The sequence below is a fragment of the Amycolatopsis methanolica 239 genome (assembly GCF_000739085.1).
GTDB classification, from domain to species: Bacteria; Actinomycetota; Actinomycetes; order Mycobacteriales; family Pseudonocardiaceae; genus Amycolatopsis_E; species Amycolatopsis_E methanolica.
The window spans coordinates 6,127,758-6,144,608 of the sequence record NZ_CP009110.1; the positions used below are offsets into that span (position 1 = coordinate 6,127,758).

General features: G+C 72.3%; 17 protein-coding genes and 1 pseudogene. 8 read left to right on the forward strand and 10 right to left on the reverse strand.

Annotated features, from left to right (window positions below):
• Nucleotides 1–5: 5 nt before the first annotated feature.
• Nucleotides 6–410 carry a tetratricopeptide repeat protein gene (locus tag AMETH_RS29765; RefSeq protein WP_017984871.1) on the forward strand — a complete coding sequence of 135 codons (405 nt, stop codon included), beginning with the start codon at nt 6–8 and terminating at the stop codon, nt 408–410.
• 124 nt (nt 411–534) lie between these two features.
• On the opposite strand, the gene AMETH_RS29770 is transcribed toward AMETH_RS29765, so the two are convergent.
• Complete coding sequence (locus AMETH_RS29770) at nt 535–1,203, reverse strand: lysozyme family protein (protein ID WP_081617611.1); 669 nt, start codon at nt 1,201–1,203, stop codon at nt 535–537.
• 200 nt (nt 1,204–1,403) lie between these two features.
• Between AMETH_RS29770 and efeU the strand changes: the two genes are divergently transcribed.
• Genes efeU through efeB form a run of 3 tightly spaced genes read left to right on the forward strand, consistent with a single transcriptional unit; the run spans nt 1,404 to nt 4,614 of the window.
• A complete protein-coding gene (gene efeU, locus AMETH_RS29775) occupies nt 1,404–2,243 on the forward strand; it encodes an iron uptake transporter permease EfeU (RefSeq protein WP_017984873.1) in 840 nt (279 codons plus the stop codon).
• Complete coding sequence (efeO, locus tag AMETH_RS29780; RefSeq protein WP_017984874.1) at nt 2,240–3,370, forward strand: iron uptake system protein EfeO; 1,131 nt, start codon at nt 2,240–2,242, stop codon at nt 3,368–3,370. The genes efeU and efeO overlap by 4 nt, the downstream gene beginning before the upstream one ends.
• Nucleotides 3,367–4,614, forward strand: a complete 1,248-nt coding sequence (efeB, locus tag AMETH_RS29785; RefSeq protein WP_017984875.1) for an iron uptake transporter deferrochelatase/peroxidase subunit — start codon at nt 3,367–3,369, stop codon at nt 4,612–4,614. Before efeO ends, efeB begins: the two co-directional genes overlap by 4 nt.
• On the opposite strand, the gene AMETH_RS29790 is transcribed toward efeB, so the two are convergent.
• The 6 genes from AMETH_RS29790 to AMETH_RS38285 all read right to left on the reverse strand — a co-directional run bounded on the left by AMETH_RS29790 (nt 4,587) and on the right by AMETH_RS38285 (nt 11,713).
• On the reverse strand, nt 4,587–5,543 hold the full coding sequence (locus AMETH_RS29790) for a nucleoside triphosphate pyrophosphohydrolase (RefSeq protein WP_017984876.1): 957 nt from the start codon (nt 5,541–5,543) through the stop codon (nt 4,587–4,589). The two genes, efeB and AMETH_RS29790, sit on opposite strands and share 28 nt — an antisense overlap.
• Entirely contained in the window at nt 5,540–6,520 is a 981-nt protein-coding gene (locus tag AMETH_RS29795) for a hypothetical protein (RefSeq protein WP_223842970.1), read from the reverse strand. The genes AMETH_RS29790 and AMETH_RS29795 overlap by 4 nt, the downstream gene beginning before the upstream one ends.
• A 51-nt stretch (nt 6,521–6,571) precedes the next feature.
• On the reverse strand, nt 6,572–6,856 hold the full coding sequence (locus AMETH_RS29800; RefSeq protein ID WP_017984878.1) for a GNAT family N-acetyltransferase: 285 nt from the start codon (nt 6,854–6,856) through the stop codon (nt 6,572–6,574).
• Nucleotides 6,857–6,864: 8 nt separating this feature from the next.
• Nucleotides 6,865–10,434, reverse strand: a complete 3,570-nt coding sequence (gene mfd / locus AMETH_RS29805; RefSeq protein WP_020486742.1) for a transcription-repair coupling factor — start codon at nt 10,432–10,434, stop codon at nt 6,865–6,867.
• 55 nt (nt 10,435–10,489) lie between these two features.
• Entirely contained in the window at nt 10,490–11,419 is a 930-nt protein-coding gene (locus AMETH_RS29810; protein WP_017984880.1) for an LLM class flavin-dependent oxidoreductase, read from the reverse strand.
• 105 nt (nt 11,420–11,524) lie between these two features.
• Nucleotides 11,525–11,713, reverse strand: a complete 189-nt coding sequence (locus AMETH_RS38285; RefSeq protein WP_156131737.1) for a hypothetical protein — start codon at nt 11,711–11,713, stop codon at nt 11,525–11,527.
• Nucleotides 11,714–11,762: 49 nt separating this feature from the next.
• Between AMETH_RS38285 and AMETH_RS29815 the strand changes: the two genes are divergently transcribed.
• On the forward strand, nt 11,763–12,611 hold the full coding sequence (locus AMETH_RS29815; protein ID WP_038532513.1) for a helix-turn-helix transcriptional regulator: 849 nt from the start codon (nt 11,763–11,765) through the stop codon (nt 12,609–12,611).
• On the opposite strand, the pseudogene AMETH_RS42270 reads toward AMETH_RS29815, so the two are convergent.
• Together AMETH_RS42270 and AMETH_RS29820 are read right to left on the reverse strand one after the other, a co-directional pair.
• Nucleotides 12,541–12,855: pseudogene (locus tag AMETH_RS42270) on the reverse strand (DedA family protein); the annotation flags it as partial. The gene AMETH_RS29815 and the pseudogene AMETH_RS42270 sit on opposite strands and share 71 nt — an antisense overlap.
• Before the next feature lie 4 nt (nt 12,856–12,859).
• On the reverse strand, nt 12,860–13,408 hold the full coding sequence (locus AMETH_RS29820) for a class I SAM-dependent methyltransferase (protein ID WP_017984883.1): 549 nt from the start codon (nt 13,406–13,408) through the stop codon (nt 12,860–12,862).
• Between the two features lie 96 nt (nt 13,409–13,504).
• On the opposite strand from AMETH_RS29820, the gene AMETH_RS29825 reads away from it, so the two are divergent.
• On the forward strand, nt 13,505–14,056 hold the full coding sequence (locus AMETH_RS29825; RefSeq protein WP_017984884.1) for a GNAT family N-acetyltransferase: 552 nt from the start codon (nt 13,505–13,507) through the stop codon (nt 14,054–14,056).
• A gap of 4 nt (nt 14,057–14,060) precedes the next feature.
• Nucleotides 14,061–15,254, forward strand: coding sequence for a PQQ-dependent sugar dehydrogenase (locus tag AMETH_RS29830; protein WP_017984885.1), 1,194 nt, complete (start codon nt 14,061–14,063; stop codon nt 15,252–15,254).
• Here the strand turns inward: AMETH_RS29830 and AMETH_RS29835 are convergent.
• A complete protein-coding gene (locus AMETH_RS29835; RefSeq protein WP_017984886.1) occupies nt 15,238–16,617 on the reverse strand; it encodes an amino acid permease in 1,380 nt (459 codons plus the stop codon). The genes AMETH_RS29830 and AMETH_RS29835 overlap by 17 nt on opposite strands.
• 78 nt (nt 16,618–16,695) lie before the next feature.
• On the opposite strand from AMETH_RS29835, the gene AMETH_RS38860 reads away from it, so the two are divergent.
• The gene (locus tag AMETH_RS38860; RefSeq protein WP_209436824.1) at nt 16,696–16,851 is read left to right on the forward strand and encodes a hypothetical protein; all 156 of its coding nucleotides are present in this window, start codon (nt 16,696–16,698) and stop codon (nt 16,849–16,851) included.

Consider the following 16,851-nt stretch of genomic DNA (forward strand, 5'->3'; position numbering starts at 1 on the left):
AGAAGATGGAAGACTCAGAGCCCCCGCGGGGAACAGCAGGCCGGCACCCGCTGCACGCTTTTCGCGAGGCGGAGGATCTCGTCGAGAAGCGGCGTCCGCTGGACGCGCTCAAGGCGCTGCAGCCGGTGCTGGAGAGCGAACCGGACAAGCCGAGCGTCCAGCTTCTGGCCGGGCGCGCCTACTTCCACTCCGCCCAGCTCAACCGCGCCGAGCAGGCGCTGACGCGGGTCCTCGAACTCGATCCGTCCGACCACTACGCCCGCTTCGTGCTGGGACGCACGCTCCAGAGGTTGGGACGGCTGGTCGAAGCTCTGGGACAGCTGCGCATGGCCTGGGCGATGAACCCGGTGCCGGAGTACCAGGACGCGTTGTCCGAGGTGAATGCGCGGGTGCGGTTGCAGGAAGGTTGATCTCGGGCGCTCCGGCGTTCGCTGGGCGCGTCGCCGTGTCGGGCGGCGGTTGAGAGATCAAGGGATGTCCTCGCCGGACGGGCAGGCTCCGGGATGACCACCCGGCTCGGCGTCGGTTCGAAGATCAGGCGCGTGGCGCTGCTTTGGCGAGTGTGGTGGCGGTGTCGAAGATCAGCTGCGCCTCGGGGGCCAGGGCGGGGCTGCCGGTGATCGCGGCCCACCAGCCTTGCGGGGTGGCCAGGTCGGCGCCCGTCGAGCACAGTGATCTCGCCAAGGTCAACGCCGCGTCGTCGATGTCCTTCGGGTCCGGCTGCTTTCCGTCGCCCGTCGCCCGGGCCGCCCACCGCTTCCAGCTGTCCTCCGGGACCGGGAGCGGGCCGGTGCCGACCGCCTCCGCCTGGCCGATCGCGGCGAGCGTGGCCCACGACAGGTGGCATCCGGACCACTCCGCCCGCATCCACATCTCCGCCCGGCCGTAACCGGCCAGCAGGCGCGCCGGCAGCTTCGTCGCCGCGGCGATCTCGTTCGACCACGTGTCCAGGGCCCGCAGGTCCGACTCTCGCGGGCGGTCCTCCGGCGCGAGGCGGCCGGGTGGCGGGGCGGTCGCGCCGGCCGGGGGCTCCGAGGTCCGGGCAGCGGCGGCGGGCTGGCTCTGTGGCGGCGTCTCGCCGGGGCGCGTCACGCCGATGGTCAGGATGAGCACCAGCCCGGTCCCGGCCACCGCCGCCCCGGTGAGGACGCGCAGGGAAAACCGCCGGATCCGGGCATCCCCCGGTTGAGTGGGTTCTGCCACCCGGACAGGTTATCCAGTCCCACTGCCAGAGGAATCACACAACTTCGTTATCGACCCGTTCCCATGCCCGCTAGCTGCACAAACACGATCCGTAGTGCCGGATTTGCGAGGTTACGCCGTTCAGGCGAGCAAGATCGGGGTGGACTTTCAGGTGAGCCTTACCTAAACCTAAGCCGTCCGATGCGTCCAGGGAGGCCGCCGTGTTGTTCTCGAGCCTGCTCATCGGCCTCCGGGAAGGCCTGGAGGCCGCCCTCGTCGTGAGCATCCTGGTCGCCTTCCTGGTGAAGACCGGCAGGCGATCGGCGCTGCGCTGGGTCTGGCCGGGCATCGCCGCGGCCGTGATCCTCTCGATCGGTGTCGGTGCGATCCTGACCTTCACCACCGCCCAGTTGTCGTTCGAGCAACAGGAACTGCTGGGCGGGAGCCTGTCGATCGTGGCCGTCGGGTTCGTCACCGCGATGATCTTCTGGATGCGCAAGGCGTCGAAGAGCATCGCGGCCGAACTGCGCGGCAAGATGGACGAGGCGCTCGCGGTCGGGCCGCTCGCGGTCCTGCTGCTGTCCTTCCTCGCCGTCGGGCGGGAAGGGCTGGAGACCGCTGTCTTCTTCTACGCCGCCGTGCAGACCGCGCAGGGCGGCACCACGCAGCCGTTGATCGGGTTCGCCGTCGGCATCGCCATCGCCGTCGCGATCGCCTACGGCCTCTACCGCGGCGCCATCCGCTTCGACCTCGGCAAGTTCTTCACGATCACCGGCGTGCTGCTGGTGTTCGTCGCCGCCGGTGTCCTCGGCTACGGCCTGCACGACCTGCAGGAAGCCGGTTTCCTGCCCGGCCTGCACACCCTCGCCTTCGACGCGTCCGCCGCCATCCCGGAGACCTCGTGGTACGGCGCGCTGCTCAAGGGCGTCTTCAACTACTCGCAGCAGACGACCGTGCTCCAGGCCATCGCCTGGATCGCCTACGTCGTGATCGTGCTGCCGCTGTTCCTGCGGCGGCCCGCAGACAGGACCACCCCCGTGGTGGCCGGTTCCAAGGAGTGACCTTGCGCAAGACCCCACTCGCCGCCGCGGGACTCGCCGCGCTGCTCGTGCTGTCCGCCTGCTCCGGCGGTGACCAGAACGCCGCGGCGGGCGGCCCGATCACCGTCGAGGCCACCGACAGCGCGTGCACCGTGTCGGCGACGACCGCGAACGCGGGCAACGTGACGTTCGAGGTGACCAACAAGGGCACCAAGGTCACCGAGTTCTACCTCTACGCCGAGGGCGACCGGATCATGGGCGAGGTCGAGAACATCGCACCGGGGCTGACCCGGAAGCTGACCGTCGAGGTGCCGGATGCCGGCGCCTACCAGACCGCGTGCAAGCCGGGCATGACCGGGGACGGCATCCGCGGCGCGTTCACCGTCACCGGTGGCGCCGCGCGCCAGGCCGACGCGAACACCAAGCTGGGCGACGCCACCAAGAGCTACGCCACCTACGTGGCCAGCCAGAGCGACGCGCTGCTGACCGAGACGCGGAAGTTCGCCGATGCCGTCAAGTCCGGCAACGTCGACGACGCCAAGGCCCGCTACGCGCCGACCCGCGTGTACTACGAGCGAATCGAGCCGGTCGCGGAGAAGTTCGGCGACCTCGACCCGGCCATCGACGTCCGCGAGGCCGACCTCGAAGAGGGTCAGCAGTTCACCGGCTTCCACCGGCTGGAGAAGGACCTGTGGGTCACCGGGCTGCAGGACGACACCGCGCAGGTCGCCGACAAGCTCGTCGCCGACGTGACCACCCTGGTGACGCAGGCGAAGGCCATCCAGCTCACGCCGCTCGACCTGGCCAACGGCGCCAAGGAACTGCTCGACGAGGTCGCCACCGGCAAGATCACCGGCGAGGAGGAGATCTTCTCGCACACCGACCTGTGGGACTTCCAGGCCAACCTGGACGGCTCCGAGGCCGCGATCCAGGCGCTGCGGCCCGTGCTGGCCGAACGCGACCCGCAGTTGGTGTCCGAAGTGGACGCCCAGTTCAAGAACGTCCAGACCCTGCTCGACGCGCAGCGCGCGGGCGACGGGTTCAAGTACTACACCGAGCTGTCCCAGGACCAGATCCGCGAGTTCGCCTCGGCCGTGGACGCGCTGAGCGAACCGCTGAGCAGGACCGCGGAGGTTGTCGCGCAATGACGCAGGTGTCCCGCCGTCGGCTGCTGGGGATCGCAGGTGCCGGCGTCGCCCTCGCCGGAGCCGGCGCGGCGGCCGGCGCCGGGATCGATCACGCGCTGTCGGCCCCGGAAGCGCAGGCTGCACCGGAGATCGTGCCGTTCCACGGCGAGCACCAGGCCGGGATCGTCACCCCCGCGCAGGAACACCTGCACTTCGCCGCGCTCGACGTGACGACGAAGGACCGGGCGAAGCTGGTTTCGTTGCTGCGCAAGTGGACCGACGCCGCCCGCCGGATGACCGCCGGGCAGGAAGTGGTCCAGGGTGGCGCGGTGGGCGGTGCGGGTGCCGCGCCGCCGGGCGACACCGGCGAGGCGCTCGACCTGCCCGCGGCGTCGCTGACCCTGACGATCGGGTTCGGCCCGTCACTGTTCGACGACCGCTTCGGGCTCGCGGGCAAGCGGCCGGCCGCGCTGGCCGACCTGCCCGCGTTCCCCAAGGACAACCTGGACCCGGCCCGGAGCGGCGGTGATCTCTGCATCCAGGCGTGCGCGAACGACCCGCAGGTCGCCGTGCACGCGGTGCGCAACCTGGTGCGGATCGGGTTCGGCACCACCGAGGTGCGCTGGTCGCAGCTCGGGTTCGGGCGCAGCGCCTCGACGTCGACGTCGCAGGTGACGCCGCGGAACCTGTTCGGCTTCAAGGACGGGACGAACAACCTCAAGGCCGAGGACCCGGCCGCGCTGGCGCAGCACGTGTGGGTGGCGCCGGGCGACGGCCCGGACTGGATGGCTGGCGGCAGCTACCTGGTCGCGCGGCGCATCCGCATGCACATCGAGACGTGGGACCGGACGTCGCTGGACGAGCAGGAGCGCATCGTCGGCCGCGCGAAGGGCACCGGGGCGCCGCTCGGACAGTCCGCCGAGTTCGACCCGGTCGACCTGCACGTCGGCGGCGCGGACGGCGAACCGCTGATCGCCACGGACGCCCACATCCGGCTGGCGTCGGCGGAGAACCTGAACGGCGCCCGGATCCTGCGCCGCGGCTACAACTTCGTCGACGGCTCCGACGGCGTCGGGCACCTCGAAGCGGGCCTGTTCTTCATCTGCTTCAACCGCGACCCGCGCACCCAGTTCGTGCCGATGCAGAAGGCGTTGTCGGCGAAGGACTCGATGATGGAGTACGTCGAACACACCGGCTCGGCGCTGTTCGCGGTTCCGCCCGGCGTGACCGAGACCGGCTACTGGGGCGAATCGCTGTTCGCCTGAGGCCAGTGGGCCCGCCACGCGTCGGCGTCCATCGCCGCCGGGTCCAGGCCGGCCGCCCTGGCCGCCTTCTCCGCCGCCCGCACGTCCGCCGCGAACCGCTTCGCCACCGCGCGCAGCTCGCCCTCCGGGTCGACCCCTGACCGCCGCGCGGAGGCGGCCAGCCGGAACAGCTGCTCGGCGGGCGAATCGCCACCGGGGAACAGGTCCGCGGGCAGGCCGGCGCGGCCGGTGCGCTGCCCCAGCTTCCCCGCCAGCGCCACCGCGGGCTGCCCGAGCGCCACACCGTCCACACTGGACTCGCGACGCTTCTCGGCCTGCTTCAGCTCCTCCCAGCGCACCTGCTGGTGCGCCGCGGTGTGCACGCGCTCGGCGTCGGTGAACACGTGCGGGTGCCGCCCGACCAGCTTCGCGACCAGAGCGGACGCCACCGCGTCCACGTCGAACGGGTCCTTGGCGTCCTCGGCGGCCACCCGCGCGTGGAAGAGCACCTGGAGCAGCACGTCGCCCAGCTCCTCGCGCAGCGCGGCGCGGTCGCCCTCCTCGATCGCGTCCAGCAGCTCGTAGGTCTCCTCGACCAGGTACTGCCGCAGCGAGTCGTGGGTCTGCTCGGCGTCCCACGGGCACCCGCCCGGGGAGCGCAGCCGGTCCATCACCTTCGCGGCCTCGACCAGACCCGCGCCGGAGGGCTGGGCGATCACCCGCGAACCGGCCCGCACCAGGGCCTCCACCGCGGGATCCGCGGCGTCCGCGGCGAACAGCACCACCGGGCCCGGCTCGGCGGCCAGATCGTCCGGCGCCGGCTTCGCGCCCAGCAGGTCGGCCAGCTCACCGTCGATCCCGGACGCGTACACGGCGTGCGCGCTACGCAGGAACGGCACGGCGGCCGGCGGGATCCCGGCGTCCGGGTAGGGCAGGAGCACGACCGTCACGGCTGTGCGGCGCCCTTCACCGGCACGACGGCGCCGGTGGTCTCGGCGCTGCTCGGAGCGAGGTTCATGGCCACAGGATCCCACACGCCGTAGCGCGGGTTGATGCGAACGCCGGCCTCCTCGACGTACGGCTGGAGCAGCCGCTGGCCGATAGCCGCGAGCTGCGCCGCCGACGGCTGCGTGACCTGCTCACCCGACGACGGCGCGTTCAGGTTCCGCTCCCGCACGATCGCGACGATCCACACCGCCTGCTCCTGGCTCGGCTGGAACGCGACCACCGTGCCGGGCCGCACCCCGAACAGGACCAGCGTGGCGAGGTCCGGGGCCTGCGCGGCAGGCACCACCTCGCCGGTGCTCGTGCGCTCCCCCGCGGCCGCGTCGGCCCGGATGACCTCGGCGGCGGCCGTCGGGCTCTGCGCCATCTCCTCGGCCTTGGCGATCGCGCGCTCCCGCCGGTCCAGCGGCTGGTCGCCGCCGATGTCGGAGGACACCGACGTGTAGTCGAACGTGACCGACATGCGGTCGAGGTACTTCTGTCCCAGCGCCTGCAGCAGCAGGCTGTCGGTGATCACCTCGCGGTGGTCGCGCACCCGGTTGGCGATCTGCTGCGCCAGCTGCGAAGGGTCCGCCCCGGCGGTGTCGACCGGGTCGGCGAGCGGGTCGGCGGCGAGGAACTGGTCGAGCAGCCGCGGGTCGACGGCCAGCCCCTCCCGCTGGGCGGCGCGCGTGAGGACGTCGTGGACCACCAGCTGGCGCACGATCTCGCGGCCGAGCAGGTCCAGCTTGTGCTGCTGGGACAGCTGCTGCGCGGCCGGGTGCTCGCGCACGGCCTCGTCCAGCAGGTCCTGCACCTGGTCCACGGTGACCTCGCGGTCGCTGAAGATCACCGCGGAACCCACCTGCCTCGGCCCGGACCCGCAGCCGACGAGCAGCAAGCAGGCGGCGAGCGCGGCGAGCAGCGACCGGGAGCGACCCATGATCCGCATCACACCGCGTACCCTCTCATATCGGACCCGAACGGGCGAACCTCACTGCCCCTGCGGCCACCGCACGTGCGCGTCGTGCTCGGGGTGCTTGCGCAGGTACGCCGCGATGAACGGGCACAGCGGCACGATGGTCTTGCCGCGCTCCACCACGTCCGCGATGGCCCCCTTGGCGAGCTTCGAGCCGAGGCCCCGGCCGGCGAACGCGTCGTCGATCTCGGTGTGCGTGAAGATCACGTTGTCGCCGCGCTCGCGGTACTCGGCGAACCCGCCCAGCTTGTCCTCGACGAAGATTTCGTAGCGGCTCTTCTCTTCGTTCCGCGTGACCACGGCGTCTCCTAACCGACGGGGGCGGGTTTCTTGGTCAAGTTGACCAGGAGCTTGGTGCACCAGTCCAGCAAGGCGTCGTCACGCAGCGCGGGCGCGCCCATGCGGCCGCCCGCCGGGCCTTCGGTCGGCTTCGGCACCGTCACCATCCGCATCGCGGCCTTGTAGTTCGCCTTCGGGTACAGCCGCTTCAGCCGCACCATCTGCGAGTCCATCAGCTCCAGCGGCGCGAAGCGGATGTTGTTGCCCTGTGCGGACACCTCGGTGACGCCCGCCGAGCGGCAGACGTGCCGGAACCGCGCCACCGCGAGCAGCCGCTGCACCGGAGCGGGCGGCTGGCCGTAGCGGTCGATCAGCTCCTCCTCGACCGCGCGCAGCTCGTCGTCGTCCACGGCGGCCGCGATCTTGCGGTAGGCCTCCAGGCGCAGCCGCTCGCCGGGGACGTAGTCGTGCGGGATGTGCGCGTCCACCGGCAGATCGACGCGGACCTCGCGCAGCTCCTCCTCCTCGGCGGGCGCCTCGCCGGCGCTGCGGCGGAACACGTCGACCGCCTCGCCGACCAGCCGCACGTACAGGTCGAACCCGACGCCCGCGATGTGCCCGGACTGCTCGGCGCCGAGGATGTTCCCGGCGCCGCGGATCTCCAGGTCCTTCATCGCGACCGCCATGCCCGCGCCCAGCTCGGTGTTCTGCGCGATCGTCGCGAGCCGGTCGTGCGCGGTCTCGGTCAGCGGGTTCTCCGGCGGGTACAGGAAGTACGCGTAGCCGCGCTCCCGCCCGCGCCCGACGCGGCCGCGCAGCTGGTGCAGCTGCGCAAGCCCGAGCAGATCGCCGCGCTCGACGATCAGCGTGTTCGCGTTCGAGATGTCCAGGCCGGTCTCCACGATCGTGGTGCAGACCAGCACGTCGTACTCGCGCTCCCAGAAGCCCTGGATGATCTTTTCGAGCTTCTCCTCGTTCATCTGGCCGTGCGCGGTGACCACCCGCGCCTCGGGCACCAGCTCGCGGATCCGGCGCGCCGCCTTCTCGATCGAGGACACCCGGTTGTGCACGTAGAACACCTGGCCGTCGCGCAGCAGCTCGCGCCGGATGGCGGCGGCGACCTGCTTGTCGTCGTACGCGCCGACGTAGGTCAGGATCGGGTGCCGGTCCTCCGGCGGGGTCAGGATCGTGGACATCTCACGGATGCCGGCGAGCGACATCTCCAGCGTGCGCGGGATCGGCGTGGCCGACATGGTCAGCACGTCGACGTGCGTGCGCAGCGCCTTGATGTGCTCCTTGTGCTCGACGCCGAACCGCTGCTCCTCGTCGACGATGACCAGGCCGAGGTCCTTGTAGCGGATGCCGGTCTGCAGCAGGCGGTGCGTGCCGATCACGATGTCGACGGTGCCGTCGGCGAGGCCGGCCAGCGTCGCCTCCGCCTCGATCTTGTCGGTGAACCGGGACAGGCCCTTGATGGTCACCGGGAACGACGCCATCCGGCCGGCGAACGTGTTGAGGTGCTGCTGCGCCAGCAGGGTGGTCGGCACCAGCACCGCGACCTGCTTGCCGTCCTGCACCGCCTTGAACGCCGCGCGCACGGCGATCTCGGTCTTGCCGTAGCCGACGTCACCGCAGATGACGCGGTCCATCGGCACGCCGCGCTCCATGTCCGCCTTGACCTCGTCGATCGCGGCGAGCTGGTCATTGGTCTCGGTGAACGGGAACGCGTCCTCCAGTTCCCGCTGCCACGGCGTGTCCGCGCCGAACGCGTGCCCCGGCGACGCCTGGCGGGCCGCGTAGAGCTGCACCAGCTCGGCCGCGATCTCCTTGACCGCCTTGCGCGCCTTGGCCTTCGTGTTCTTCCAGTCCGAGCCGCCCAGCTTGTTCAGCGTGGGCAGCTCGCCGCCGACGTAGCGGGACACCTCGTCGAGCTGGTCGCTCGGCACGTACAACCGGTCGCCGGGGTGACCGCGCTTGGACGAGGCGTACTCCAGCACCAGGTACTCGCGGGTGGCGCCGCCGACGGTGCGCTGCACCATCTCCACGAACCGGCCGATGCCGTGCTGGTCGTGCACCACGTAGTCGCCGGGCCTGAGCGCCAGCGGGTCGACCGCGTTGCGGCGGCGGGAGGGCATCTTCGTGCCCAGGTCGCGCGTCGCCGAGCCGGCGGTGGCGCCGCGGCCGGTCAGGTCGGCTTCGGTGAGCACGACCAGCCGCAGCTCGGGCGCGACGAACCCCTCGGCGAGACCACCGCAGGCGACCGTGACGATGCCCGGCGCGGGCTGGTCGAGCAGGCCGTCCGCCGCGTGGGTCGCGGAAATCCCGGCGGTGGACAGCTGCTCCACCGCCCGGGCGGCGGTGCCGTGCCCGGCCACCACGAGCACCGCGGTGCCGTCCGCGGCCAGGTGCGCCCGCAGGTCGGTGACCGCGCGCTCCAGGTCACCGCGGTAGGCGGGCGAGGCCTCCACGCCGATCCGGATGACATCGGCGTCCTCGCTGGTCAGCTGTGACAGCGTCCACCACGGACGGCCGGTCTCGCCGGCGTGCTTGGCGACCTCTTCCAGGTTGCGGTACGCCGACGCGCCCAGGTCGATCGGCGCCTGCCCGCCGCCGGCCGCGGACATCCACGACGCTTCGAGGAACTCCTGGCCGGTACGCACCAGGTCGGCCGCGCGGGCGCGGATCTTCTCCGGGTCGGCCAGCACGACGTGCGTGCCTTCCGGCATCGCGTCGGTCAGCAGCTCCAGCTCGCCCTCGCACAGCACCGGGATGAGGGCCTCCATGCCCTCGACCGGGATGCCGCCCGCCAGCTTGGTGAGCATCTCGGCGAGCTGCGCGTCGGCCTCGTACTGCTCGGCCAGCTCGCCGGCGCGGGCCTTCACGTCCGGCGTGAGCAGCAGCTCCCGGCACGGCGGGGCGTGGACGGAGGACAGCTCGCCGGGCAGCGACCGCTGGTCCGACACCGCGAACGCGCGGACCTCGCTGACCTCGTCGCCCCAGAACTCGACGCGGTACGGGTGGTCGGCCGTCGGCGGGAAGATGTCCAGGATGCCGCCGCGGACGGCGAACTCGCCGCGCTTCTCGACCATGTCCACGCGCGTGTAGGCCAGCTCGACGAGCCGCTCCAGCAGCGGCTCGAACTCCTCCTCCTCGCCGACGCGCAGTTCGACCGGCGCGAGGCTGCCCAGCCCCGGCGCCATCGGCTGGATCAGGCTGCGGACCGTGGCCACCACCACGCGCGGGGCGCGGTCGGTGTGCAGGCGGTGCAGCACGTCCAGGCGGCGGCCGACGGTGTCCGCGCGCGGGGACAGCCGTTCGTGCGGCAGCGTCTCCCAGGACGGGAAGTCGGCCACCGCGTCGGCGCCGATCAGGCTCGCGAGCGCGGCCGTCAGCTCCTCGGCCTCGCGGCCGGTGGCGGTGACGGCCAGCACCGGGCGGCCCGCCCCGGCGTCGGACGCCAGCGCGGCGACCACCAGCTGGCGGGTGGCCGTGGCGCCGGAGAGCTCCAGCAGGGGCGCGCCGGCCCGCTCGATCACCGCGCGCAGGGCGGGGTCGGGCAGGACGGCGGAGAGCAGGCCGGACAACTGCGGGTCGGACACGAAAACGATCTCCCTGGAGCACGCGGGCACACCCCTGCCCGGGCTGGCGGAGGGATCAGGGGCTCTCGTGTTCCAGGGTACGTCGCAGGGGCGACAAAATTTCGGCGAGTCCCGCGAGCTGGTCGTCGATGACCCGCGGATCGAGCGCCGCGATGCGCAGCAGGATGTGCCGGGCGCCGGCCTCGGCGAAGCGCCTGAGCTGGGCGATCACCTCGTCCGGGCCGCCGGTGATCATCACCTGGATCTTTCCCACCCAGTCGAGTGGCGCCTGGTAGGTGGTCTGGCAGTACTCCTCCAGCGCCGCCGTTCCCCCGCCGAGGTGGACGGTCGCGAAGAGGGCGGGCGTGACGTCGCGGCCCTGCTCACGGATGGTGGCCAGGCCGCTCGCGTAGTCGGCCGGGTCGGGCGGGTACGGCATCCAGCCGTCGTACAGCTGACCGGCGCGGCGCAGCGCGGCCGGGGTGATGCCGCCGAGCCACACCGGCGGGCCGCCGGGCTGGGCGGGGCGCGGCACCTCGGGCAGCCAGTCGTAGTGCAGGACCTTGCCGTGGAAGGACTCCGGGTGGCCGGTCCACAGCTGCTTCCACAGCGTCACGGTGTCGTCGAGGTACGAGAAGCGGGTCTTGAAGTTCACGCCGACCAGGTCGAACTCGTGCTCGCTGCGGCCGGGGAACCCGGCGCCGACGCCGATGATCAGCCGCCCGCCGGAGACGAGGTCGAGGGAGGAGATCGTGAGGGCGGCCTGCGCGGGGTGGCGGTAGGCGGGGATGAGGGTCGCGGTGCCGAGCCGCACGGTTTCGGTGGCCTGCGCGACGGCGGTGAGCAGGGTCAGCGGCTCGACCCTGGCGCGCGACAGCGAGTCGCCCGCCCAGACCGAGTCGAAGCCGAGGCGCTCGGCGCGCACGGCGATGTCCACGATGTCGGTGACCGAGCCGCCGGCCGCGAGCTGGGCCTGCCCGGCGGGCAGGAGTAGTCCGATCTGCATGCGCTCACGCTGTCGCCCGGGCGTGCTCGCGGCAATTACCGCCAGGGAATCCCGCGACCGCAGAACTCGCGCCCGGGAAGGGCGCGAGTTCTGCAGTCGGGACGGTCAGGCGGGGCCGCCTGGGCCGATCTCGAACGCCTGCCGCACGGGCAGGTCGGGCTGCTCGGTCTCCACGACCTCCACCAGGTCGTCGGGCAGCACGCGCGGCGGCAGCTCGCCGAACCGCGCGAACCGGAGGAAGGCCAGCTCTTCGTCGGTGAACCGCTCGGGCACCCGGCACCTCCAGTCGGTCATTCCCCGCCGGGAATGGCGGGCGACGCACCCCCGGTAGTAAGCATGCGGGGTGACGACGGCTTTCGGAAGTGCCCTCAAGGACTGGCGCACCCGGCGGCGCCTGTCCCAGCTCGAACTCGCCCTCCGCGCGGGCACCACCCAGCGGCACGTCAGCTTCATGGAGAGCGGCCGGTCGGCGCCGGGGCGCGGCATGGTCGTGCGCGTGGCCGAGTCGCTGCAGCTGCCGCTGCGCGAACGCAACGCGCTGCTGCTCAGCGCCGGGTACGCCCCGACCTACCCGGAGACCGACCTGTCCGATCCGGCGCTGCGGCCGGTGCTCGACGCGCTGGAGCGGCTCCTCGCCGGGCACGAGCCGTACCCGGCGATCGTGGTGGACCGGTTCAGCGACCTGGTCGCGACCAACAAGGCCGCCGAGGTCCTCACCGAGGGCGCCGCGCCCGAGCTGCTCGAACCGCCGGTCAACGTGCTGCGCCTGGCCCTGCACCCGCGCGGGATGGCGCCGCGCATCGGGAACTTCGACGACTGGGCGCGCCACGTGCTGGAGCGGCCGCGGCAGGAACACGCCAAGGCCCCGCACCCCCGCCACGCCGAACTGCTCGCCGAGCTGGAGGGCTACCTGCCCGGGCCGCCGAACCTGGACGCCGACCACCTCGGGTTCGCCGTGCCGCTCGTCCTGCGCACCTCGCGGGGCGAGATGCGGCTGCTCACCGCGATCACCACGTTCGCCACCGCGGTCGACGTGACGGTGTCGGAGCTGCGCCTGGAGACGGCACCGCCGCCGCGCCGGCCACCCGCGGCGTCAGCGTCCGCGCCCCGGCGAGGAACCGCGCCGCGAACACCGCCACCACCCCATACCGCAGGATCCGCGATTCGACCCGGCGCCAGCGGGCGGACCTGATCCGCCGCCCCAGCCTGCGCCCCTCCAGGTAGGACAGCTGGTCGCCGAACACGGCCGCGGCCGCGACGACCGCCATCGCCAGCCACAGGTCCACCGTGCCCTGCCCGGCGAGGAAGCCGACGAGCAGCAGCGTCGACAACGTCGGCAGCACGATCCCGGGCAGCAGCGCGGTTTCCGCGGCGATCACCGCCGCCGCGACCAGGTAGACCAGCGCGGGCGGGAGGGTGGCGATGGCGTCGATCACGGCGTCACGGCCGCTCGGTGCACGCAGGCGGGCGGCAGGTTGCCCACACCACCCGGCTGCGGCCGACGAACCCGAACCGCCGGGCCAGCGCGGCCTCGAACCGCCTGGCGGCGGGCAGCCACGCGGCGTGCGGGTAGGCGGAGGTCGCGAACCGCCCGCCCGGCGCGACGACCTCGCCGACCTGGTCGAGGACGCGCTCCTGCCGGGCGCGCGGGAACAGCGCCCACGGCAACCCGGACACGACCACGTCCGCCGTGCGCACGTGCCGGGCCAGGTGCTCGGCCGACCCGGTGATCACCTCGACGCCCTCGTGCCGCCGCGCGAGCGCATCAGCCAGCCGCGGATTGACCTCGACCGCCGTCAGCCGCGCGCCGGGACGCAGCCGGGCGAGCAGGGCTTCGGTGAACACCCCGGTGCCAGGCCCGAGTTCGACGACGTGCGCCGCCCGTTCCACGCCGATCGCGGCGACCATGGCCGCCGCCAGGCGCCGGGAGCTGGCCGCGATCGCGCCGGTGTGCGCGGGGGCCCGGAGGAATTCCCTGGTGATGGACATGTCTCCGTCGCTAGGAACGCCACCGCCCGGCCACCTCGGCATCGCGGCCGCACGTTCTCCCCCTCCAGCAGGAGATCGTGGTGGGACGATCGGCACATGGAGATCACCACCTGGTACCTGGAGCAGACGGACCCGGCCGCGATCCGGCCATCCGCCGCGCCGGGCGAGCCGGTCGCCATCACCCGCGCCGAGGTGCCGAGCCCGGAGTTCAACCGCTTCCTCTACACCACCGTCGGCGGCGACTGGCAGTGGACCGACCGCCTCGGCTGGGACCGCCAGCGGTGGCTGGACCTGCTGGCGCAGCCCGGCTACGAGACCTGGGTGGCGTACGTGCGCGGCACGCCGGCCGGGTTCGCCGAACTGGACGGCACCAAGCCGGGCGAGGTGGAACTGGCCTACTTCGGGCTGCTGCCCGCGTTCACCGGCCGCGGGATCGGCGGGCACCTGCTGACGGTGGCGCTGCGGCGGGCCTGGGACCTGCCGGAGCGCCGGCCGGGCGCGGAGCCGATCAGGCGGGTGTGGGTGCACACCTGCACGCTCGACGGGCAGCCCGCCGCGCTGGCCAACTACCAGCGGCGCGGCCTGACGATCTACCGCACCGAAACCCGCGATCAAGACCCGGACTTCACCGGACAACCGGCACAATGACCCCATGCGCCGCATCGGGGCCGTACTGCTCGCCGTCCTCGCCGTCACGGCTTGCTCGTCTTCGCCCGCCCAGGACCTGCCGTCGACCCCGACCACGGTCGCCGCGCCCACCACGGTCAACGGGCAGAGCCTCGCGCTGAAGGTGGACGTCGTGACCGGGGGGCTGCAGCACGGCTGGGACGTCGGGTTCCTGCCCGGCGGTTCGATGCTCGTCACGCAGCGGCCGGGGCGGCTCGCGCTGGTCCGCGGCACCGCGGTCACCCAGGTCCAGGCCGACTTCTCCGATGTGTGGGCGCGTGGCGAGGGCGGTCTGATGGGGATGGTCGTGCACCCGGACTTCGCCGCCACCAGGCAGTTCACCACCTGCCAGACGCACCAGGATGTCGGCCGCGCGGCCGACATCCGGCTGGTCACCTGGACGCTGTCGGCGGACGAGCGCAGCGCGGCGAAGGTGCGGGACCTGCTGACCGGGCTGCCGGTCAACCAGAGCGGCCGCCACTCCGGGTGCCGCCCGGAGATCGCGGCGGACGGGGCGCTGCTCGTCGGCACCGGCGACACCGCGCGGCCGGACGTCTCGCAGGACCGCCACAGCCTCGGCGGCAAGGTGCTGCGCATCGACCTGAACACCGGCGCACCGCTGCCGGACAACCCGTTCATCTCCTCGGCCGACCCGAACGAGCAGCGGATCTACAGCTACGGGCACCGCAACATCCAGGGCGTGGCGGTGCGGCCGGGCACCGGGCAGATCTTCACGGCAGAGCACGGGCCGACGTTCGACGACGAGATCAACCTCATCCGCCCCGGCGGCAACTACGGCTGGGACCCGTCGCGGGGCGGCACCGTCGACTCCTACGACGAGGACGTGCCGATGACGGACCTGCAGCGGTTCCCGGACGCCGTCCGGCCACTGTGGACCTCCGGGGACATCACCGAGGCGATCTGCGGCGCGGCTTTCGTGTCCGGGCCGCAGTGGGGCGCGCTGGACGGCAGGCTCGCCGTGGTCGCGCTCAAGGGCCAGAAGATGCTGATGTTCACGGTGGACCAGGCGGGCGCGGTCACCGAGGTCTACCTGCCGGCCGAGTTCGACGACACGTACGGCCGGCTGCGCGCGGTGCGCACCGGCCCGGACGGCGCCTTGTACGTGACCACGTCGGACGGCGACGACGACAAGCTCCTGCGCATCACGCCCGCTGCCTGACGCGCGCCGGCCGGTTGCTCAGCAGGTAGCCCACCCCGATGACCACCGCCACGATCGGCGTGACGTAGAGGGCCACCCGGGTGTCCTCGCCGAACCCGAGCAGCACCACGACGAGCGCGAGGAACGCCAGCGCGAGGTACCCGGTCCACGGCGCGCCCGGCATGCGGAACTCCGACGCGGGCAGCTCGCCGCTGTCGCTGCGGCGGCGGTAGACCAGCTGGCACACCACGATCACGCCCCAGGTCCACAGCACCCCGACGGTGGCGACGCTGGTGATGTAGGCGAACGCCTTCTCCGGCACGACCGCGTTGACCAGGATGCCGGCCGCCATGACGATCGCCGACGCCGTGATGCTCGCCGCGGGCACCTGCCGCTTCGACAGCTTGCCGAACGCGGCGGGCGCGGACCGGTGCACGGCGAGGGTGCGCAGCATCCGGCCGGTCGAGTAGATGCCCGAGTTGCACGACGACAGCGCCGCGGTCAGCACGACGAACTGGATGATCCCGGCGGCGCCGTGGATGCCGACCGCGTCGAAGGCCCGCACGAACGGGCTCTCGCCGTCGTGGAACTCGGTCCACGGCACCAGCGACAGCAGCACCACCAGTGCGCCGACGTAGAACACCCCGATCCGCACCATGACGCTGTTGATCGCCTTCGGCAGCACGACCCGCGGGTTCTCCGCCTCGCCCGCGGTCAGCCCGATCAGCTCGACGCCGAGGTAGGCGAACATGACGCTCTGCAGCGCCAGCAGCGCGCTGCCCGCGCCGTGCGGCAGGAACCCGCCATCGCTGACCAGGTGCGCGAACGTCGCGTGCTCCCCGGCGGGCCCGATGCCGAACACGATGACCGCGAGGCCGAGCACGATCGCCCCGACGATCGTCACCACCTTGATCATCGAGAACCAGAACTCGAACTCGCCGAAGACCTTGACCGAGATCAGGTTGGCCAGGAACAACAGCCCGAGCACGACCGCAGCGGTGACCCACTGCGGGATGTCCGGGAACCAGTACTGCACGTAGATCCCGGCCGCGGTGATCTCGGCCATCGCGGTGACCACCCACATCAGCCAGTAGACCCAGCCGGTGGCGAACCCGGCGAAGCGGCCGACGAACTCCTCGGCGTAGTCGACGAAACTGCGCGACACCGGCCGGTACATCAGCAGCTCGCCGAGCGCGCGCATGATCAGGAAGATGACCACGCCCGCGACGGCGTAGGAGGCGATCAGCGCCGGCCCGGACGTCTCGATCGCCGCGCCCGCCCCGAGGAACAGGCCCGTCCCGATGGCGCCGCCGATCGCCATCATGCTGATCTGGCGGTTCTTCAGGCCCCTGGCGTAACCCTCGTCGGTTCCCTGGTCGCTCATACCCCTCCCGTCCACGGCTGGTCCAGACCCTAACGACGGGGTTCGCGGGCGGAACCTTGGGGCGGTTTGGAGTCGCCGGTGCAGCCGTATCAGGTGTTCACGGAGCTGCGTGCCCGCAGCGCGGGCGCCATCAACCGGGGCACGCTGTACGACGTCGTGGAGGCGCTGGCCGCGGCGGAGTGGATCGCGGAGGAGCCGAACGTGCCGGGCAACCCGACGCTCTACGGCTACTAG